The 19,758-nt window shown below is 72.1% G+C and carries 18 protein-coding genes; 11 read left to right on the forward strand and 7 right to left on the reverse strand.

Annotation, left to right across the window (positions count from 1 at the left end; all coding sequences use genetic code 11):
• The first annotated feature begins 7 nt into the window (after positions 1 to 7).
• The 7 genes from ACIRDU_RS08150 to dnaK all read left to right on the forward strand — a co-directional run bounded on the left by ACIRDU_RS08150 (position 8) and on the right by dnaK (position 9,724).
• Positions 8 to 2,083, forward strand: coding sequence for a phage holin family protein (locus tag ACIRDU_RS08150; RefSeq protein ID WP_403575966.1), 2,076 nt, complete (start codon positions 8 to 10; stop codon positions 2,081 to 2,083).
• 97 nt (positions 2,084 to 2,180) lie between these two features.
• Entirely contained in the window at positions 2,181 to 3,242 is a 1,062-nt protein-coding gene (locus tag ACIRDU_RS08155) for an ATP-binding protein (protein ID WP_403575968.1), read from the forward strand.
• A gap of 68 nt (positions 3,243 to 3,310) precedes the next feature.
• Positions 3,311 to 5,041: a hypothetical protein gene (locus tag ACIRDU_RS08160; protein WP_403577315.1), complete on the forward strand. Its 1,731-nt coding sequence runs from the start codon at positions 3,311 to 3,313 to the stop codon at positions 5,039 to 5,041.
• Positions 5,042 to 5,119: 78 nt separating this feature from the next.
• Positions 5,120 to 5,548 carry an OsmC family peroxiredoxin gene (locus tag ACIRDU_RS08165; protein ID WP_363116990.1) on the forward strand — a complete coding sequence of 143 codons (429 nt, stop codon included), beginning with the start codon at positions 5,120 to 5,122 and terminating at the stop codon, positions 5,546 to 5,548.
• A 124-nt stretch (positions 5,549 to 5,672) separates the two neighbouring features.
• Positions 5,673 to 7,058 (forward strand): hypothetical protein, encoded by a 1,386-nt coding sequence (locus ACIRDU_RS08170; protein WP_403575970.1) that lies wholly within the window; start codon positions 5,673 to 5,675, stop codon positions 7,056 to 7,058.
• The gene (locus tag ACIRDU_RS08175; RefSeq protein WP_403575972.1) at positions 7,055 to 7,795 is read left to right on the forward strand and encodes a glycerophosphodiester phosphodiesterase family protein; all 741 of its coding nucleotides are present in this window, start codon (positions 7,055 to 7,057) and stop codon (positions 7,793 to 7,795) included. The genes ACIRDU_RS08170 and ACIRDU_RS08175 overlap by 4 nt, the downstream gene beginning before the upstream one ends.
• Before the next feature lie 63 nt (positions 7,796 to 7,858).
• Positions 7,859 to 9,724, forward strand: coding sequence for a molecular chaperone DnaK (gene dnaK / locus ACIRDU_RS08180; protein ID WP_403575974.1), 1,866 nt, complete (start codon positions 7,859 to 7,861; stop codon positions 9,722 to 9,724).
• A gap of 21 nt (positions 9,725 to 9,745) precedes the next feature.
• Here dnaK and ACIRDU_RS08185 read toward each other — a convergent pair whose 3' ends face one another.
• The 3 genes from ACIRDU_RS08185 to ACIRDU_RS08195 all read right to left on the reverse strand — a co-directional run bounded on the left by ACIRDU_RS08185 (position 9,746) and on the right by ACIRDU_RS08195 (position 12,112).
• Complete coding sequence (locus ACIRDU_RS08185; protein ID WP_403575976.1) at positions 9,746 to 10,213, reverse strand: nitrate reductase molybdenum cofactor assembly chaperone; 468 nt, start codon at positions 10,211 to 10,213, stop codon at positions 9,746 to 9,748.
• A gap of 114 nt (positions 10,214 to 10,327) precedes the next feature.
• The gene (locus tag ACIRDU_RS08190) at positions 10,328 to 11,149 is read right to left on the reverse strand and encodes an SAM-dependent methyltransferase (RefSeq protein ID WP_403575978.1); all 822 of its coding nucleotides are present in this window, start codon (positions 11,147 to 11,149) and stop codon (positions 10,328 to 10,330) included.
• Between the two features lie 99 nt (positions 11,150 to 11,248).
• Positions 11,249 to 12,112, reverse strand: coding sequence for a helix-turn-helix domain-containing protein (locus tag ACIRDU_RS08195; RefSeq protein WP_403575980.1), 864 nt, complete (start codon positions 12,110 to 12,112; stop codon positions 11,249 to 11,251).
• A 242-nt stretch (positions 12,113 to 12,354) separates the two neighbouring features.
• Here ACIRDU_RS08195 and ACIRDU_RS08200 point away from each other — a divergent pair, with 242 nt between their 5' ends.
• A complete protein-coding gene (locus ACIRDU_RS08200; RefSeq protein WP_403575982.1) occupies positions 12,355 to 12,780 on the forward strand; it encodes a hypothetical protein in 426 nt (141 codons plus the stop codon).
• Here the strand turns inward: ACIRDU_RS08200 and ACIRDU_RS08205 are convergent.
• Entirely contained in the window at positions 12,762 to 13,568 is an 807-nt protein-coding gene (locus tag ACIRDU_RS08205; protein ID WP_403575984.1) for a helix-turn-helix domain-containing protein, read from the reverse strand. The genes ACIRDU_RS08200 and ACIRDU_RS08205 overlap by 19 nt on opposite strands.
• A 127-nt stretch (positions 13,569 to 13,695) precedes the next feature.
• Here ACIRDU_RS08205 and ACIRDU_RS08210 point away from each other — a divergent pair, with 127 nt between their 5' ends.
• On the forward strand, positions 13,696 to 14,001 hold the full coding sequence (locus ACIRDU_RS08210) for a 4a-hydroxytetrahydrobiopterin dehydratase (RefSeq protein WP_403575986.1): 306 nt from the start codon (positions 13,696 to 13,698) through the stop codon (positions 13,999 to 14,001).
• 4 nt (positions 14,002 to 14,005) lie between these two features.
• Positions 14,006 to 14,749, forward strand: a complete 744-nt coding sequence (locus ACIRDU_RS08215; RefSeq protein WP_403575988.1) for a class I SAM-dependent methyltransferase — start codon at positions 14,006 to 14,008, stop codon at positions 14,747 to 14,749.
• Here ACIRDU_RS08215 and ACIRDU_RS08220 read toward each other — a convergent pair.
• Positions 14,718 to 15,194 carry a hypothetical protein gene (locus ACIRDU_RS08220; RefSeq protein ID WP_403575990.1) on the reverse strand — a complete coding sequence of 159 codons (477 nt, stop codon included), beginning with the start codon at positions 15,192 to 15,194 and terminating at the stop codon, positions 14,718 to 14,720. The two genes, ACIRDU_RS08215 and ACIRDU_RS08220, sit on opposite strands and share 32 nt — an antisense overlap.
• Entirely contained in the window at positions 15,191 to 15,670 is a 480-nt protein-coding gene (locus ACIRDU_RS08225; RefSeq protein WP_403575992.1) for a hypothetical protein, read from the reverse strand. Before ACIRDU_RS08225 ends, ACIRDU_RS08220 begins: the two co-directional genes overlap by 4 nt.
• A 39-nt stretch (positions 15,671 to 15,709) precedes the next feature.
• Here ACIRDU_RS08225 and ACIRDU_RS08230 point away from each other — a divergent pair, with 39 nt between their 5' ends.
• The gene (locus ACIRDU_RS08230; protein ID WP_403575994.1) at positions 15,710 to 16,672 is read left to right on the forward strand and encodes a helix-turn-helix transcriptional regulator; all 963 of its coding nucleotides are present in this window, start codon (positions 15,710 to 15,712) and stop codon (positions 16,670 to 16,672) included.
• A gap of 352 nt (positions 16,673 to 17,024) precedes the next feature.
• Here ACIRDU_RS08230 and ACIRDU_RS08235 read toward each other — a convergent pair whose 3' ends face one another.
• The gene (locus tag ACIRDU_RS08235; protein WP_403575996.1) at positions 17,025 to 19,679 is read right to left on the reverse strand and encodes a cellulose binding domain-containing protein; all 2,655 of its coding nucleotides are present in this window, start codon (positions 19,677 to 19,679) and stop codon (positions 17,025 to 17,027) included.
• Between the last annotated feature and the right edge of the window lie 79 nt (positions 19,680 to 19,758).

A 19,758-nucleotide genomic window follows, 5' to 3' on the forward strand; every position in this document is an offset into this window, starting at 1 on the left:
ACGGGGCGTGCGGGGCGTGCGGTGGCGGCGGGTCGCCAGTCAGGTGGGGCGGAGCGTCGCCGTGTGGGCGGTCTCCACCGTCACGATGCTCGTGCTCGCCGGGATCCTCCCGGACTTCCGGCTCCGCTCGGAGAACGGCGACAGCGCGACGGACATAGCCGTCACGGCGGCCTTCGGCGCCGGCGCCTTCGGTCTGCTGTCGGCCGTGGTGTGGCCGCTGCTCGTCCGGCTCCTGCTCCTCGTACCGGCGCTCGTGCTGGGGCTGCTGGTGTTCTTCCTCAACGGCGCCCTGCTGCTGCTCGCTCTGCACCTCAACCCGGCCGAGCGCGGCGCGGCCGCCCCGGAGACCGCCGTCGTGGTCGCCGCCGTGATGTCGGCCGTGGCCTCCGCGACCGGCGCCGCCCTGGCCGTGCGGGACGACGACGCCTACCGCCGCAGGCTGTACCGCCTCTCCGACCGCCGCCGCCGGTCCGGGCCGCCCTGCCCGGCGAGCCCCGGCACCGTCTTCCTGCAACTGGACGGCGTCGGCCACGACACCCTGCTGGACGCGGTCGGCAAGGGTCTGATGCCCACCGTCGCCCGATGGCTCGACATAGGCGACGGCGGCCGCCCCAGCCACCGGCTCACCCCCTGGCGGACCGACTGGTCCAGCCAGACCGGCGCCAGCCAGCTCGGCATCCTGCACGGCAGCAACCACGACGTCCCCGCGTTCCGCTGGTACGAGAAGGACACCCGCGAGGTCGTCGTCTGCAACCGCCCCACCAGCGCTGTCGAACTCCAGCGCCGCGCCGTCGAGTACGCGGGGCACGGCGGGCTGCTCACCGTCGACGGCGCCAGCCGCGGCAACCTGTTCAGCGGCGGCGCCGACGAGCAGGCCCTCGTGCTGTCCATCGCCACCCGCCGCCGCAGCCGGGAGAACCGTTCCAGGGACGGCTACTTCGCCTACTTCTCCGACCCGGCCAATGCCGTGCGCACGGCGCTGTCCTTCATCGCCGAGGTGGGCCGGGAGATCGGCCAGTCCACCCGGGCGCGTCTGCGCCAGCAACGCCCGCGCGTCTCCCGCGGCGGTCTCTACCCCCTCGTCCGGGCCTTCGCGACCGTCGTCGAGCGGGACGTCGTCGTCTCCGCCGTGACGGGCGACATGCTCGCCGGACGCACCGCCGTCTACGCCGACCTGGTGGCCTACGACGAGGTCGCCCACCACTCCGGCCCGGCGAGCCGCGACGCGCAGAAGGTCCTCGAAGGCCTCGACCGCTCGCTCGCCCTCATCGAGAGCGTCGCCGAGCACGCCCCGCGCCCGTACCGCATCGTCGTGCTGTCCGACCACGGCCAGAGCCCCGGCGAGACCTTCCGCTCCCGCTACGGCCTCACGCTGGGCGACCTGGTGCGGGCGGGCTGCGGCATGCCCGTACCGCGCAGGGCGGAGCGCACCCGCAGCGGGGCGGAGGCCCGAGCCGCCGTGCGCGCCGCGCTGCGCATCCCCGTGGAGGAGTCCGGCGAGCAGCATCGCCCCGGGCGCCGCGAGGAGCCGATCGTGCTGGCCTCCGGCAACCTCGGCCTGGTCTCCTTCCCGGACGTGACGCACCGGATGAGCAAGGAGGAGATCGACGCCCGCCACCCCGCACTGCTGCCGACCCTCGCCAACCACCCGGGCATCGGCTTCCTGCTGGTCCGCAGCGAGGAGCACGGCGGTGTCGTGCTCGGCGCGTACGGCGCCGAGATCCCGCTGGCCGACCTCGACGACAACCCGGGCCCGCTCGCCCCGTTCGGCCCGGGCGCTGCCGACGCGGTCCGCCGGACGCACTCCTTCCCGCACACGGCCGACATCATGGTCAACTCCTTCCACGACCCGGCCGACGGCGAAGTCCTCGCCTTCGAGGAGCAGATCGGCTCCCACGGCGGCCTCGGCGGCGCCCAGGGCAGACCCTTCCTGCTGTCGCCGCTCGGCGTCTCCGCACCGGTCGCCGAGGGCGAGGAACTCGTGGGCGCCGAGCACGTGCACCGGGTGCTGCGGCGCTGGCTGCGCGAGTCGAACGGACCGCAGGTGCCGCTGGAGGCCACCGAGGAGGAGCGCGCCGCCTGAAATTCGGCTGCGCCCACCGGGCCGTACGCACACACTGTTCGGACCGGACGCCGCACACCCGCGCGTCCCTCTCGAACACCCCCGAGGAGTTGCTGCTTTGCAGGCAGCCGTCACCGTCACGCCCGCCCGTATCCCCGACCTGCTGCTCGGCCTGGCCACCGTCCGGCCGGTCTTCATCTGGGGCGCCCCCGGCATCGGAAAGTCCTCCCTGGTACGGAACTTCGCCGAGTCGCTGGGCCTGGAGTGCGTGAGCCTGCTGGGCACCCAGCTCGCCCCCGAGGACCTCATCGGCGTCCCGCAGATCCGCGACGGCCGCTCGGTGTTCTGCCCGCCGGAGACCATCGCCCGGGACGAGCCCTACTGCCTGTTCCTGGACGAGCTCAACGCGGCCACGCCGGACGTGCAGAAGGCGTTCTACTCGCTGATCCTGGACCGCCGGATCGGCACCTACGAGCTGCCCAAGGGATCGATCGTCATCGGGGCCGGCAACCGCGCCACCGACAACGCGCTCGCCCGGCCCATCGCCTCCGCGCTCGTCAACCGTCTCGCGCACGTGCACCTGGAGGCCTCCGCGAAGGACTGGCTGACCTGGGCCGCGAACAACGGCATCCACCCCTGGATCGTGGACCACCTCACCGACCGGCCCGACCACCTGTGGTCCAAGCCGCCGAAGAGCGAGGAGCCGTTCTCCACGCCCCGTTCCTGGCACATGCTCTCCGACGCCCTGCACTCCTTCGGCCGGGACCTCGACGAGGAGACCCTGAAGGTCCTCGCGCACGGCACGCTGACCCCGGCGCACGCGACCGCCTTCTGCGGATACGTCAAGATCGTCCGCAGCCGGTACGGCATCGAGGCCGTCATCAAGGGCGACGCCCCCTGGCCGAACCGGCCGCAGGACCGCGATCTGCTCTACTACCTCGCCGAGTCCTTCCGCGGCCGCCTGGTCAAGGAACTGCCCGCGAGCAAGGAGCACATGTCCGCGAAGGGCCGTCAGACCGCCTACCGCGCCAAGTCGCTGCTGGTGCAGCTCGCCGAGATCTCCGTCGAGGTCGCCCAGACCGTCATCGCCTCCGACAGCGACGGCAACCCCGTGCTGCCCTCCTGGTTCCTCGTCGAGGCGGCGCGGGACATGCCCCGGCTGGTGGAGGCCCGCCGGTGAGCCGGGGCCGGGGCAAGGACCGGGGGAAGAAGAAGCGGGACCTCGCCGCCGAGGCCTTCGCCGAGGGGATGCGGCTGATGAAAGCCAACCCCGCCCTCGCGGCTGTGGAGTTCGACGTCTGCCGCCAGGAGGAGTGCCGCTTCGCGCCCCGCGACGGACTCGTCGCCGTCGACTCCGACGGCGATCTGCACGTCCACCCCGCGCGCCTCGCCGAGCCGGCCGCCTGGGCCTGGGCGCTCGCCCACGCCGTCCTCCACCTCGGCTTCGGGCACGTCCCGGCGGTCAAGGGCGAGCGTGTCCAGCCCGACCGCCACGACCTCGCCGCCCGCTGCGTCGTCGTCAACCGCTTCCTGCTCGGCTTCACCATCGGCGAGACCCCCGAGCACCTGCCCGCCTCCTACCCGGACGGCGACGAGGAGCAGCTCGCCGCCCGCTGGCGCCGCGACGGGCTGCCCGCCGTGTACGAGCGCTGCGGCACGGCGGGCGACGAGCCCGACCAGGTGCTGGTGCCGTGGGTGGGCTGGTCCGGGCCGCCCGACTGGCAGCTGGCCTTCGCGACCGCCCTGACCCGGACGGTGTCCGCCGCGATGGACATGGCGGGCGGCCGTCGCGACAGCCTGGACGGCGAGGCCCCCCGGCGGCAGCCCTGGGAGCGGGCACTGAGCTGGTTCATCTCCTCGTACCCGCTGCTCGGCGGCATCGCCTCCGGCATCAAACTGGTCGCCGACGCCGAACTCGCCCGCGCCCACGGCATCGCCGTCGCCGCGGTCGACGCCGAGGCGGCCGAGATCTACATCAACCCGCTGCGCCGGTTCGACGACGAGGAGTGGCGGTTCGTCCTCGCCCACGAGATGCTGCACGCCGCCCTGCGCCACGGCGACCGCTGCGGCACCCGCGACCCGTACCTCTTCAACGTCGCCTGCGACTACGTCATCAACGGCTGGCTGAAGGAGATGCAGGTCGGCAGCATGCCCGAGGGGCTGCTGCACGACCCGGAAGTCGCGGGCCTGTCCGCCGAGGAGGTCTACGACCGCATCGCCGGCGACCTGCGCCGCACACGCCGGCTGGCCACCCTGCGCGGCAAGGGCGTCGGGGACATCCTCGGCGGCCCGCTCGGCCCGCCCCGCGACTACGTCGACCTCGACGCCTTCTACCGCCGCGGCCTCGCCCAGGGCCTCGACCTCCACCAGCGGCAGGAGCGCGGCTTCCTGCCCGGCGGCCTGGTCGAGGAGATCCGGGCTCTCAGCCATCCGCCGCTGCCCTGGGACGCGCGGCTGGCCCGCTGGTTCGACGAGTTCGTGCCCGGCCCCGAGCCCGTCCGGTCCTACGCCCGCCCCTCGCGGCGCCAGGCGGCCACCCCCGGCATCCCGCGCGCCGGACGGTACTTCCCGCCCGAGGAGATCGCCCGCTGCACCTTCGGCGTGGTCCTGGACACCTCCGGCTCCATGAACCGCCTCCTGCTCGGCAAGGCACTGGGCGCCATCGCCTCCTACGCCGGGGCCAGGGACGTACCGGCCGCCCGGGTCGTGTTCTGCGACGCGGCCCCGCACGACGCCGGCTACCTGCCCGTCACCGAGATCGCCGGCCGGGTCCGCGTGCACGGCCGCGGCGGCACCGTCCTGCAACCCGGCATCGACCTGCTGCACCGCGCCGACGACTTCCCGCCCGGCGCGCCCGTCCTGATCATCACCGACGGCTGGTGCGACGTCCTGCGGGTGCGGCGCGAGCACGCGTACCTGATCCCTCGGGGAGCGCGGCTGCCGTTCACTCCCGGAGGGGAGGTCTTTGCCGTGAGTTGAGACGTAGTGTGATCGGATGGGGGAAACGGGGCCCGGAGACGGGCCCGCACGCGAGTCCGCACGCGAAAGGAAGAACTCGTGGCTACCACGCGCTCCGCACACACGGTCTGGGAAGGCAACCTGCTCGAGGGCAACGGCGTCGTCACCTTCGACTCCTCCGGTGCCATCGGCGAGCAGCCGGTCACGTGGGCCTCGCGCGCCCAAGAGGCGAACGGCAAGACCAGCCCCGAGGAGCTGATCGCGGCCGCCCACTCCAGCTGCTTCTCCATGGCCTTCTCCAACATCCTCAACAAGGCCGGGACGCCGCCCACCAAGCTCATCACCTCGGCCGACGTCACCTTCCAGCCCGGCGAGGGCATCACCGGCATCCACCTCACCGTCGAGGGCACCGTCCCCGGCATCGACGAGGCGGCCTTCCAGGCCGCCGCCGACGAGGCCAAGGTCGGCTGCCCGGTCAGCCAGGCCCTCAAGGCCACGCCCATCACGCTGACCGCCAAGCTCGCCTGACCCGCCGCACCCCTGTCGCGCGGGCCGGCCCCACCAGGGGCGGCCCGCGCGTCGTCGTCGGTTCGCCACCACCGGCCGGGGTAGGAAACCAGACGCCTCGAACCGCCGGGCCGGAAGGAACGCGATGCTGCCGGGAACGTCCACGCACGCGACAGTGCTCGACTCCGCCACCCGCGACCGGACCCGCGTCCTGCTGCTGTTCAGCCTCTCCGGACGGCTGCGCCCCCGGGACACCGCCCTCGGCGCCCTCGTCGACCGCTACGACTACGGCCGCTTCGCCTCCCACCTGACGGCCAGTCAGGACGTGCTGCCGGTCCCGGTCCTCGACGAACAGGTCGCCCCCCGGCGGCTGCGGCTTCCGCACGGCGACCACGGCCTGGGTCTGGCCTCCTTGCGGATCCTCGTCGTCACCACCCCGCGCGGCGACGCCACCCTCGTCGTGGACTGCGCCTTCGCGGGCGAGACCACCGCCGGCGACCTCGCGGCCTGGCTGGCCACGACCTGCTTCGACCGCGAGCGGATCGAGCTCGACGACCGCCCGCTGCTGCAGACCGTGGCCGCCCAACTCGGCGGCCGGCCGCTCGCTCTCGGCCAGAACGTGCACCAACTCGTCTTCCCCGGTGGCCGGTTACAACGGGAACTGCTCAGCGCCGACGCGGCCCGCAAAGCGATCCTGCTGAACGAGATCGTCTACCGCGGCCGGATGCCGTGGAACCCCGCCACGCCCTACGACGCGGGCCTCGCGCCGCATCTCAGGAACCACGGCCTCACCCTGTCCTCCCTCGGCCGGGGCGTCTCCGTCCAGGCCGGCTGGGCCCCGCACGTGGAGAACGGCCTGGTCCTCGTCGCCGTCGGCATGATCTCCGCCCTGGCCGTGCTCCAGCGCACCCGGCTGGCGGCCTTCGCCATGATGAAGGCCAACGAGCAGGCCCTGACCGACTCGCCCACCGAGATCCGCTCCCTGATCTCCCGCCTCTCCGCCGGTGTCAACGAACTCCAGCTGGACCTGGCCTTCGGCGTCGAGGCCTACGTCGACAGCCTGCTGATCCCCGAGATGGTCACGGAGACCTTCCAGTCCTCGCTGCGCGACGCCCTCGGCATCCGCGACAGCCTGGAGAACTCGGCCCGCATGGTCGAGCGTCTGACCTCGGTGACCAGCGCCCGCTCCGCCGCCCTGGACGCCGAACTCGCCGAGCGCGACGACCGCCGCGACCGCACCGTCTCCGGCCTGGTCGCCGCGGCCACTCTGATCGCCCTGCCGCCGACCCTGCTGCTGGCCTTCTTCGGCGTGAACGGCACGAACGTCGACGAGCACCGCTCCATCCTCGACGTGCGCGCCTACGGCACGGCCTACGCGCTGGCCTGGCTGCCCTTCGTCGTCCTCGTCGTGATCGGCTGGATATTGCTCAGACGCGTCAGCACCCGCTCCGGCTCACTGCTGCCCGTGCCCGACGACGCCTTCGCCCCCGTGCCGCCTCCCCGCTCGCCCTCCGGGAACCGACGACCATGACCCCACACCCCGCCGTCTCCGCCCACCGGGGCGGCTCCGAGCGTGCCGGCCCCGCCACCTGGGAGGCGTACGAGGACGCCATCGAGTCCGGCGCGGAGTACGTCGAGTTCGACATCCGCCGCACGAGGGACGGGGTCCTCGTCGTCTACCACGACCCCCGCGTCGGCCCAGCCGGGCCGCCGCTGTCCACGCTCACGCATGCCGAGCTGTGCGAACGGGCCGGATACGCCGTGCCCGTCGTGGACGAGGTCATGGCACTGATCGCCGGAAAGCTCGTGGCCCATGCGGATCTCAAGGAGGTCGGCTACGAGCGGGAGGTGATCGACCGGGCGGTCGCCCTGCTCGGCGCGGACGGGCTCGTCGTGACGACACTGGAGGACCGTTCCGTCGCCGCCGTCACCCAGGGCCACCCCGGAGTGCGCACCGCCCTGTCCCTGGGGCGCGACCGCAGGGAACTGGCGGCGGCCCGGCTGCCCGGCACCAGACTGAGCGAGCTGTTCCCGGCCCGCCGCATCCGGGCCTGCGGGGCGCACGGCGTCGCCGTGCACCAGCGGCTGGCCAGGGCCAATGTGCTGCGCGAGGCGACCCGGCACGGCCTGTTCACCATGGTCTGGACCGTCAACGACGACACCCTCATGCGGGCCTTCCTCGCCCACCCGCGCGTCGACGTGCTCGTCACCGACCGCCCCCGGCGCGCCGTGGCGCTGCGCGGCCCGATCACCCCATCGCGGCATTGACAAGAGCGCACTCAAGTTTTGTGCTGGAGTGTGGGAAGAGCGCCCTGGCGGAAGGGGACAGCGATGGGACGTGCGGTCGGAATCGACCTCGGAACCACGAACTCGGTGGTCGCCGTGCTGGAAGGCGGCGAGCCCACCGTCATCGCCAACGCGGAGGGGGCCAGGACCACACCCTCGGTGGTGGCGTTCGCCAAGAACGGCGAGGTGCTGGTCGGGGAGGTGGCCAAGCGGCAGGCCGTGACGAACGTGGAGCGCACCGCGCGCTCGGTCAAGCGGTACATGGGCGACGCACACTGGCGCTTCCCCGACACCGGCGACGTGGACGGCACCCGGTACCGGGCGCAGGAGCTGTCCGCCCGGGTGCTGCAGAAGCTGAAGCGGGACGCGGAGTCCTACCTCGGCGAGGACGTCACCGACGCGGTGATCACCGTCCCCGCCTACTTCGACGACACCCAGCGGCAGGCGACCAAGGAAGCCGGTGAGATCGCGGGCCTGAAGGTCCTGCGGATCATCAACGAGCCGACGGCCGCGGCCCTGGCCTACGGACTGGACAAGGAGAACGACCAGACGGTGCTCGTCTTCGACCTCGGCGGCGGCACCTTCGACGTGTCGCTGCTGGAGATGGGCGAGGGCGTCATCGAGGTGAAGGCCACCAACGGCGACACGCACCTCGGCGGCGACGACTGGGACCAGCGGATCGTCGAATACCTGATCAAGCGGTTCAAGGGCCAGAACGGCGTCGACCTCGGCAACGACAAGATGGCGGTGCAGCGGCTGCGCGAGGGCGCCGAGCGGGCCAAGATCGAGCTGTCCAGCTCGACCGAGACGACGATCAACCTGCCCTACATCACGGCCTCCGCCGAAGGGCCCCTGCATCTCGACGAGAAGCTGACCCGGGCCCAGTTCCAGGAGCTCACCGCCGATCTGCTCGACCGCTGCAAATCGCCCTTCCACCAGGCCGTCAAGGACGCCGGCGTGAAGCTCTCGGCGATCGACCACGTGATCCTCGTCGGCGGCTCGACACGGATGCCGGCCGTGACGGACCTGGTCAAGGAGCTCACCGGCAAGGAGCCGCACAAGGGCGTCAACCCCGACGAGGTCGTGGCCGTGGGCGCCGCGCTCCAGGCGGGCGTCATCCGCGGTGACGTCAAGGACGTGCTGCTGCTCGACGTCACCCCGCTGTCCCTGGGCATCGAGACCAAGGGCGGCATCATGACGAAGCTCATCGAACGCAACACGACGATCCCCACCCGGCGCTCGGAGATCTTCACCACCGCCGCCGACAACCAGCCCTCGGTCGGCATCCAGGTCTACCAGGGCGAACGGGAGATCGCCGCGTACAACAAGAAGCTCGGCGTCTTCGACCTGACCGGCCTGCCGCCGGCGCCGCGCGGTGTGCCGCAGATCGAGGTGGCGTTCGACATCGACGCCAACGGCATCATGCACGTCTCCGCCAAGGACCTGGCGACCGGCCGCGAACAGAAGATGACCGTCACCGGCGGCTCCGCGCTGCCCAAGGACGACATCGACCGCATGATGCGCGAGGCCGAGCAGTACGCCGAGGAGGACCGGGGGCGCCGCGAGGCCGCCGAGACCCGCAACCAGGCCGAGCAACTCGTCTACCAGACCGAGAACTTCCTCCGAGAGAACGGCGACCGGGTCCCGGCGGACACGAAGTCCGAGGTCGAATCGGCCGTCGCCGAGGTGAAGGAGCAACTGGAACGGCAGGCGGACACCGCCGCCCTGCGCACCGGCGTCGAGAAACTCGCCTCCGTCAGCCAGAAGATGGGCCAGGCGATGTACGCCCAGACCCAGCAGACCCCCACGGAGGAGCCCTCCACCGCACCGCACGACGAGGAGGGCGTGGTGGACGCGGAGATCGTGGACGACGAGAAGAACGGACGGGACGAGAAGGGCGGTGCCGCCTGATCCGACCTCCCGTCCCCGGGATCAGGCCCCGGTGTGCGCGGGCGGCAGCGTCGCGCACACCGCGTCCAGGACCGTCGCGTACGGGGTGCCGAAGGCGGCGAGGCCGGTGCGGAGCCGGTCGAGGCCGTCGCGGTGGTCCGTCAGGAGGTCGGTGGTGCCGGTACGGGCCGCGAGTTCGAGGACCGCGGGAAGGAAGTCCGGGGGCTCCTCGCCGGTGGTCTCCAGGCCGTGGGCGCGGTAGACCTCCTCGGAGGGCGCCGGGGCCGCCTCGCGCCAGACGCTGAGGTAAAGGCTGTGGTCCTGCCCGGCCTCGAAGACCTCGACGTAGTGCGCGGCCAGCTCCTGCGGCGGGGTGACGGCCGCGTGGTCGGCGAACTCCCGTAGCTGCGGCGCGGCTTCGCGCAGCAGCGGCAGCCGGGCGTGGAAGTCGTCGTCGGGGTACATCAGGCACAGTGCGGCCGCCTGGTAGAGCATCTCGAATCCGGGCATCGGAACCTCCTTCGCGTGCGCTCCCTTGCCTGCCCCGTCATCCCGACGCTAGGGGCGGGCCGGGGAGCACACCTGCCGACAGGGCCCGTACGGGTCAGTACCCGTGCCATGACGTCACGGCTTGCGGGCGACCCCCGCGTACACCGGTACGAGGCCCTCCGCCTGGGCCGCCACGTCCTCCGGCTCCGGCCGCCACCCGGACACCGGGATGACGCCCGGGCCCAGCAGCTCCAGGCCCGCGAAGAAGCGCGAGAACGCGGCCAGCGGGCGGGGGTGGAAGGGCATGCCGCTGCGCCGGAAGTGGTCGGCTGCCCTTTCGACGGCATCCGGATCGAGGTCGGCGGTGACCTGGGACAGGATCAGGAAGCTGCCCGGGGCGAGCGCGGCGGTGTACGCGTCCAGCAGGCCGTACACGTCGTCGCCGTCGGGATCGTCGCCCAGGTAGTGGGTGAGCGCCACCAGAGACAGCGCGACGGGCTCGGAGAAGTCCAGCGACTCACCGGCCCGGCCCAGCAGCGCGGCGCGGTCCCGGGCGTCGGCGTGCACGTACGCCGTGCTGCCCTCGGCGGTGCTGCGCAGCAGCGCCTCGGCATGCCGCAGGACGATCGGGTCGTTGTCCGCGTAAACGACCTTCGACTCCGGCGCGACCCGCTGCGCCACCTGGTGCAGGTTGGGCTCGGTGGGAATGCCCGTGCCGATGTCCAGGAACTGGCGGATCCCGGCTTCGGCGGCGGTGCGCACGGCCCGGTGCATGAAACGGCGGTTGGCGCGCGCCCCGCGCAGCACCGAGCTGTCCGCCGCGAGGATCCTGCGGGCCAGCTCCTCGTCCACCGGGTAGTTGTCCTTGCCGCCCAGCCACCAGTCGTAGACCCGGGCCGGGTGCGGCCGGCCGGTGTCGATGTCGACGGGGGCGGGCATGGCGTCGGATCCGGTCATGCGGTGTCTTCTCCTGAGGCCGGCAGTGCGTGACGGGTACGAACGACTGAGGGGACCGACGAGAAGACGCCGCCCACGCCCCGGAGGTTGCCGCGCGGCTCAGTACTTCTCCCGGTACTCCCGCAGCAGTTCCTCCGTGCGCTGTGCCGAGCCCGCCCGGGCCGTCATGTGGTCCAGCACCTCCAGATGCGCGGAGACCTCCTTGCGGGAGTCCAGGTACAGCGCGCCGGTCAGGTACTCGGTGAAGACCATGTCGGGCAGCTCCGGCTCGGCGAAGCGGAACAGCGAGAACGGCGCGTACGTCCCCGGATGCGGGCCGTCCTTGAACTCGGCGATCTGGAGGGTGACCCGGTCGCGCTCGGCGTACTCCAGCAGCTTGTCCAGCTGGTCGCGCATCACCCGGCCGTCGACGCTCACCGGGCGGCGCAGCACCGTCTCGTCCATGATGACCCACAGGTGCGGCGGGTTCGGGCGGTCCAGGAGCCGCTGCCGCTCCATCCGCAGCGACACATGCCGCTCGACGGCCTCCGGCCCGGCGTTCGCGATGGTGCCGGCCTCCAGCACGGCCCGCGCGTACCCCTCGGTCTGCAGCAGCCCCGGCACGAAGTGCGGCTCGTACGACCGGATGATCCGGGCGGCGCCCTCCAGACTCACGAACAGGCTGAACCACTCCGGCAGCACGTCATGGAACCGCTGCCACCAGCCCGGCCGGTTCGCCTCCTCGGCGAGGTCGACGAACGCGCTCACCTCGTCCTCGGCCACCCCGTACGCCGTCAGCAGGATCTGCACGTACGGGATCTTCAGCGCGACGTCGGCGGTCTCCATCCGCCGGACGGTCGCCGGGGCGACCCGCAGCACCCGGGCGGCCTCGTCTCGACTGAGACCCGCGGCCTCGCGCAGCTCCTGCAACCGCTTGCCCAGGACCACCTGGCCCACGGTGGGTGCGGCCCGCCGTTCACTCACGCCACGCCTCCCCAACGTGCCCAAGCCTGCGATCAGTCTGTCACGTCCGGCCCGCGCCCTCACAGGACTCGCACCGAGAAGATCGCCGGAAGTGGAAGGCCGACAGGGGCATTACCCCGCGGGTAATCGACCGGACGCCGCCCGGACGGGATCGTGAACGTACCGGGTCCCGGGCCGGCGCACTCCGGCCCGGGACCCGGCCCCAGCCGCCGCACCACGACCTGACAGAGGGTGATCTCCCCATGTCCGCGATCCAGCTCGCCGCACTCGCCCGGACCTCCGAGCCGCAGTCGATGCTGCGCCGATTCCTCGCCCTGGACGCCGTCGTGACCGGCGCCAACGCGCTCGCCTACCTGGCGCTCTCCGGCCCGCTCGGACGGTTCCTCGGCGCAGACGGCACCCTGCTGCTCGCCCTGGGCGCGTTCCTCGCGGTCTACGCCGCGGGCGTCGGTCTGCTGGCCGCCCGCAGGCAGCCGCCGGCGCTCGGCGTGCGGGCCGTCGTCGAGGCCAACCTCGCCTGGGCGGCGGTGAGCCTCGCTGCCCTGGCGCTGTGGCTCACGCCGAGCACGGCGGGCGCCGTGTGGACGGTGCTCCAGGCCCTGACCGTGGCCGCGTTCGCCGTCCTCCAGCACACGGCCCTGAGGGCCCGTCAGGGCATGAGCTCCTGAAGGTACTTGACCGTCGCCGGGTCTGCCGGGAGCAGTGTCTCGATGGCCAGCTCGGCGACCGTCACGTCCATCGGCGTGTTGAACGTGGCGATCGAGGAGATGAACGACAAGGTTCGCCCCTCGTGCTCGATCCGCAGCGGCAGCGCGAAGTACGGCACCGGCTCCGAGGGCTCGTCCGCCGGATCCGTCTCGGGTACCGGATACGCCGCCACCTCCTCGTACAGCGCCCGCAGCGGCTGAGAGCGGTGCAGCGCGATCTGCCGCTCCATCTGCTCCAGCAGATGGCCCCGCCAGGCGCGCAGATTGCGGATGCGGGGCGCGAGGCCCCGCGGATGCAGGGCCAGCCGCATGGCGTTCAGCGGCGGTTCGAGCAGCGACTCGCAGACACCGTCGACCAGCGTCATGACCCCTCGGTTGGCGGCCACCACGTCGTACAACGCGTCCACCACCAGCGCCGGATACGGCTCGTAGCCGCCGATCAGCCGCTCGATTCCCTCCCGCAGCGCGCCCAGGGCCGGGTCGTCCAGCGGGGTCTCCGGGTAGCGCGGGGCGTAACCGGCCGCCAGCAGCAGCGCGTTGCGCTCCCGCACGGGGACCTCCAGGTGCTCGGCCAGCCGCAGCACCATCTCCTCGCTGGGCCGGGAGCGGCCGGTCTCGACGAAGCTGATGTGCCGGGCCGAGGAGTCCGCGCGCAGGGCCAGCTCGAGCTGGCTGACCCGCCGCTGCTCCCGCCAGGCCCGCAGCAGCGGACCCACGCCCTTCTCGGCGGTGGACGCGTGAATGGTCATGTCAGGACCGTAGTCGAGAACCGGTCGTGTCGGACAGGCACACCCTTCTGACCAGGGTCTCGGCCGCCGTGCTGTGGCAGGCTGAGGGAATACCCAGGACTCCGGAGCAAGGGAAGGAGCGCAGCCCATGCCCGTCGAACCGCTGTCGCAGAAGGAGGTCGAGGACCGGCTGGCCGAGCTACCGGGCTGGTCGCTCGACAAGGATCACCTCATCCGCTCCTACCGGCTCGGCTCGCACGTCGCGGCGACGGCGATGGTCGTGCACATCGCCCAGGTCCAGGAGGAACTGAACCACCACTCCGACCTCACGCTCGGCTACAACACCGTCTCCCTCGCCGTGCACACGCACAGCGCGGGCGGCGCCGTCACCGAGAAGGACTTCGAGCTCGCCCGCAGGGTGGAGGACCTGGCCCCCGGGCACGGGGCACACTGACCGGGTGCTCGACTACGACAAGGAAGCGGAGCGGTACGACGCCTCGCGCGGCGGCGAGCCCCGGGCGGCCGCCGCCGCGCAGGCGGTGCTGGGCCTGCTGCCGCCGGACACGCGTGACCTGCTCGACGTCGCGTGCGGAACCGGCATCGTGACCCGACGGCTCGCGGCCGCCCGCGACGGCATGCGGGTGACCGGTGTCGACCTCGCCGCCGCGATGGCGCGGCAGGCCTCCACCCGGCTCCCCGGGGCCGTCGTGCGCGCCGACAGCCGCCGGCTGCCCTTCCGGGACGGACAGTTCGACGCGGTGTGCAGCGTATGGCTGCTGCACCTGGCCGCCGGACCCGCCGAGGTAGGGACCATCGTCGGCGAGTGCGCGCGGGTGCTGCGGCCCGGCGGGGTCTACGTCACCACGGTCGACAAGGCCGCCTCGCACAACGTGGGCAGTGACATCGATGTCGTCCTGTCCTCCCGGCCGCCCAGCCCCGTCCGGGACGCGGCGGCGGACATCGAGTCCTGCGCCGCCGCCCACGGCCTGGCCCCGGCCGGGCAGGCCCGTTTCACCGGGTACGGCCAGGGCCGCAGCCCCCGCCGTACCATCGCCGACCTGCGCCGGGGCTGGTTCGTGACCCTGCCGCCCGGCGACCCGCTCGCCGACGGCTTCGCCACCCGGCTCTCGAGCCTCCCCGACCAGGACCGGCCCCGCCCGGACCCGGTGTTCAGCCTGCGGTCGTTCCGGAAGGCCGGGTGAACTCCATGACCCAGTTGGTGAGCCAGGTGTCACCGCCGTCGACGGAGAACGCCTGCTCCCAGCGGGCCGACTCGGCGCAGACGCCCGACCAGACGAACCGCACCCGCACTTCTGCGCCGTCATACGTGTCGTCGCCGTAGAACTCGCCGCGTCCGTCCTCGAACCGGCCGAATACCGGCGGGAACAGGGTTCCGCTGAGGCTGGAGGCCCAGTTCAGCGACCACCGCTCGGTGGCCGGGTCGAAGAGGCGCAGGGTCACGCCCTTGGCCGACAGCCGCGGCATGTCGACCTCGTCGATGTTCGCGGCCCCGTCGAACAGCGGCCGGCAGTGGCTGGTCCCCGGGAATTCGGTCCAGGCGCTGTCCGGGTCGAGGAAGCCGGTGCGGCGCCGGTGGCGGACCTCCCAGTCGCCGTGGAAGAAGTCGAAGTCGTGCGGGCTGCTCATGCGCGGTCTCCTGTGGTTCCTTCGGTCAGGGAGTCGGCCACGTAGGCCTCGAGGTCCGGGACATCGGGTGCGAGCAGGTGCCGCACCCAGGCGTCCCGCTCGTGCAGGACCGGCGGCAGCTCCCAGACGCAGCCGATCCACGGCAGCTCGGGAGTGATGAAGTGGGCCGGATCGCGGTCCGGGCAGCCCAGTACGGGCTGACCCGCCGCCGCGCCCTTGAAGTGCAGGACGTTGTCCCACACCCAGCTGTACGCGTTCAGATAGGCGCCGTCGTCACCGCCCCGGTGCAGGACGACGAAGGTCGCCGGGGGAGTACCGTCCGGCTCCGGCAGCAGCTCCGGCAGGATCGCATACGCCGCCTTCTCCACCTCGGGCTCGATGCCCGCGGGATCGGCGGTGACGTGGTAGCGCTTGATGTGGCGTCCCGCCACCTCGAGGGGTGGGGGCACGGTCAGCAGTTTCTCGGTGAAGCCCATGCCGGGACGCTAGGGCCGCTTCACTGACATCCTGTGTCAGTGAAGTCCAGCCGGCTCGTCTCCATCCTCCTGCTGCTCCAGACCCGCGGCCGGATGACCGCCGCCCAGCTCGCCGACGAGCTGGAGGTGTCGGTGCGCACCGTCTACCGGGATGTCGAGGCGCTGAGCGCGGCCGGTGTCCCGCTGTATGCCGACGCGGGCCACTCCGGCGGCTACCACCTGCTGGACGGCTACCGCACCCGCCTCACCGGGCTGACCGCCGACGAGGCCGAGGCGCTCTTCCTCGCCGGTGCCCCCGGTGCCGCCGCTCAGCTGGGTCTCGGTTCCGTCCTTGCCGCCGCCCAGCTCAAGGTCCGGGCCGCGCTGCCGTCCGAACTGCGCCCGCACGCCGACCGGATCAGCGGCCGCTTCCACCTCGACGCGCCCGGCTGGTACGCGGACGCCGACGAGACGCCGTACCTCCCGGCGGTGGCCGACGCGGTCTGGAACCGCCGTGCCGTGAACGTCCTGTACCGCCGCTGGCGTGAGCCCACCGACGTGGAGCGCCGGCTGGAGCCGTACGGGCTCGTCCTCAAGGCGGGCCGCTGGTACGTCGTCGCGGGCCCGGGCCCGCGCACCTACCGGGTCGACCAGATCCTGCGACTGGACGTCACGGGCGAGGAGTTCAGCGCGCCCGACGACTTCGACCTGGCCGTCCACTGGACGGCGTACCAGCGGGACTTCCACCACCGGCTCCGACCGGCCCGGGCCGTGGTCCGGCTGGCACCGGGTGTGCCCCTCCCCGGCCCGGCGCAGACCGACGCACACGTGGAGGAGGACGGCTGGACCCGTGTCACCGTCGCCATCGAGTCCGTCGACCGCGCCCACGCCGATTTCCTGCGCCTGGGCAGCGGCATCGAGGTGCTCGAACCCCTCGAACTGCGCGACCGGATCGCCCGGACCGCAACCGAACTGGCGCAACGGTACGGCAACCGCGCCCCGGGCGGTGACCACCGTCCCTGACGCCGGCGCGAGGCCATCTGAAGCCGCCGCTGAAGTCGCTGTCGAGCTGGGCGGAGCAGATGTTGTAGCCGCCCTGCGCCCTGCCCGGCTTCGTCCGGCCGTCGATGGTGACCGAGCACTGGATGTCGCCGCCGGAGGGGGCGGAGCCCCACACCTTGAACACCGCCTTGCCCTCGGGAGCGACGTCGGCGGCCTCGGCGTCGTCCGCGGTGTCCGCGGTGTCCGCCGTGGCCCTGGCCTTGGCGGTGGCGAATGTGAGTGGTGTGAGGGCAAGCGGTGATCGGTTCGTGATCGGTCGTGACATGCGGAGAGGGCGCATGCCGCTTCCGGCACACGCCCTCGGATCGCCCGGTCAGGCGATCGTGCAGGTCTGTTCGCCCAGCTTGAACGCGGCCGGTTTCGTGTTCGTGCCCGACCAGTTCGCCGTGAAGCCGAAGCTCACCGACGAGCCCGCCGCCACGGTTCCGTTCCAGCCGACGTTCTTCGCCGTCACCGCCGCGCCCGACTGCGTCGCCCCCGCGTTCCAGGCCTGGGTCAGCTTCTGGCCGTCGGGGAAGGTCCAGCCCAGGGACCAGCCGTTCCAGGCGCTCGTACCGGTGTTGGTGAGCTGGACGTCCGCCTGGAAGCCGCCCGACCACTGGCTGGTGACCTTGTACGTCACCTTGCAGGCGCCGGTCGGCGTCGGGTCGGGGCCCGGACCCGGGTCCGTCGTGCCGCCGCCGGAGCTGTCGCCGTAGAGGACGCCGCGGCCGTTCGTGGAGACGTAGACACGGCCGTACACCCGCGGGTCGCCGGTGATGGCCGCTCCCGTCCAGCCCCACTGGTGGGCGTCGTCGTTGATGCGCGTCCAGCGCGCGCCCTTGTCCGTCGAGCGGAAGATGCCGCGCACGCCGCCGATCTTCGCGCTGGTGTAGAGCGTCTGGTAGGAGGCGCCGGGTGCCGCCTTTCCGAAGCCGACGATGTCGGCCTGCTCGACGTTCGACAGCTTGGTGAAGGTCGCTCCGCCGTCCGTGGAGTGCCACAGGCCGTAGGCGCCGTCCGTCGCGCCACCGGCCAGCCAGACGTCGCCCTTCCCGCCGGGCAGCGCCTTGAAGCGGACGCTGTCACCGCTCGGCAGCCCGGTGGCCGGTGACTCCTTGAAGGTCGCCCCGCCGTCCGTACTGACGTAGAACCTGCCGGACTTGAAGCCGTAGAAGGTCTTCGGGTCGACCCGGTCCGATTCGACGATCGCCCCGGCCGGGATCCCGCCGGACGCCTGCCACGACGTGCCGAAGCCCGTCGTGTGGTGCACGCCGGCGCCCTCGGGGCTCCATACGAACCGGCCGCCGTCGGCCGCCGACGCGACCGTGCCGCCGCCGCTCACGCCCGAAGGGTCGGTTCCGGCGAACCAGTTGGCCCCGTTGTCCGTCGAGAACGCGATGTGCGGCCCCGAGTCGAGATGACCCACCCGCACCACCGTGTCGGGCTTCGACTCGGCGAAGTCCAGGCTCGTGGTCGTCGTGAAGTTCGGCTGGGTGAACATCATGGACGGCACCTTCGTCAGGTCCGTGTGCCGGAACCCGCCGATGTCACCGAGCGCGCTCAGCAGCGGAGCTCCGGAGGGGGGAGAGGCGAGGTCGTTGACCGCCGTCTCCTCCAGGCCCCGCACCATCGGCTTGACGGTGAACTTGCCGCCGCTGTCCCAGTTCCCGAGGTTCTCCGTGCCGTAGATCGTGGCGCCCGTCCCGTACATCATCCGGTTCGAGTCGAACGGGTCGATCTCCAGCGCTTCCGTCATCCAGCCCAGCTTCGGCGTCTGCTCGGGCGGTTGGGGGTTCGCGCCCCAGGTCAGCCACGGCGAGGACGACACGTCCATCGTGTAGCGGTTCTCACGGTTCGGATACGACGTGTAGTCCCATGCCTTGGTCCAGGTCGCGCCGCTGTCCGTGGAACGGAAGATCTGCGTGTCCGGCCACCAGGCGCTGTACGCGGTCGCCATCACCGTGCCCGGCTTCTGCCGGTCGACCGTCAGCCCGCTGAAACCGTAGAAGGTGTCGGCCTCCGCCACCGGGCTGATGTTCGTCCAGGCCCCGGTTCCCGTGGCGTACCGCCACAACTGGCCCTTGCCGCCGTCGTACGGGCCGCCCTTGTCGCTGTAGGCGAGGTAGAGGTAGCCGTTCTTCGCGTCCAGCACGCCCTTGTGGGCGAGGTAACCGGTGGGCTGCCCGGCCAGCCGCTGCCAGGTGGCGCCCGCGTCCGTCGAGCGGTACACCGCGTTGGCCTTGTCGGCGACCCCGACGTAGATCGTCTTCGTGGCGTTGCCGGACGTGCCGGTGGACTCGTCGAAGGTGACCCAGACGATGCCCTGGTTGTCGCTGGAGTAGCCGGACGTGTCGCTCGGGTCCGCCACGTAGTTGCCCACGTTGGGGAAGTTCGTCACCTGCGACCAGGTCACGCCCGAGTCCGTCGACCGCCACAGGCCCTTGCCGCTGGGCGCGCCCAGGTACAGCACGCTGTTCCGGTTCGGGTCGACGGCCAGCCGCTCGCCCATGCCGCGGCCGGGCATGTTGCCGCCCAGCTTGAACGGCAGGTTCGTCTTCTGCCAGCTCGCTCCCCGGTCGGAGGAGCGCATGACCGCGCCGTTCTTCGGGTCCCAGCTGTTGGTGTACGTGCCCACGGCCGCGTACACCCGGTTCGGATCGACGGAGTCGGACGCGATGGCGACGACGCCCGTGTGCCCCCAGTCGTCCCAGCCGACCGAGTCCAGCAGCGGAGTCCAGGTCTTCGAGGACTCCTGCCACCGGTAGGCGCCGCCGATGTCGGTGCGGGCGTAGGCGAGGTTCTTCTCGGAGCGGTTGAAGACGATGCCGGGGACGAAGCCACCGCCGTCGATCCGGGCGTTCTTCCAGGTGTACGTGTCGGCGGCGAGTTCGGTCGCCGGGGGATCGGCGGCCAGGGCGGTGGGGGCACCCGAGAGCAGACCGGCCGCCAGCGCCAGCACGACCGTGAGGGTACGGGTTCTTCGCACGGTGGGGTTCCTTCCGCGGGAGGGGGAACGTGCGAGGGCCGGGCGACTCCCGTGCGGGGGGAGCCGCCCGGCCGTGGTG

Source organism: Streptomyces sp. NPDC093598 (assembly GCF_044764825.1).
In the GTDB taxonomy this organism is placed as follows: Bacteria; Actinomycetota; Actinomycetes; order Streptomycetales; family Streptomycetaceae; genus Streptomyces.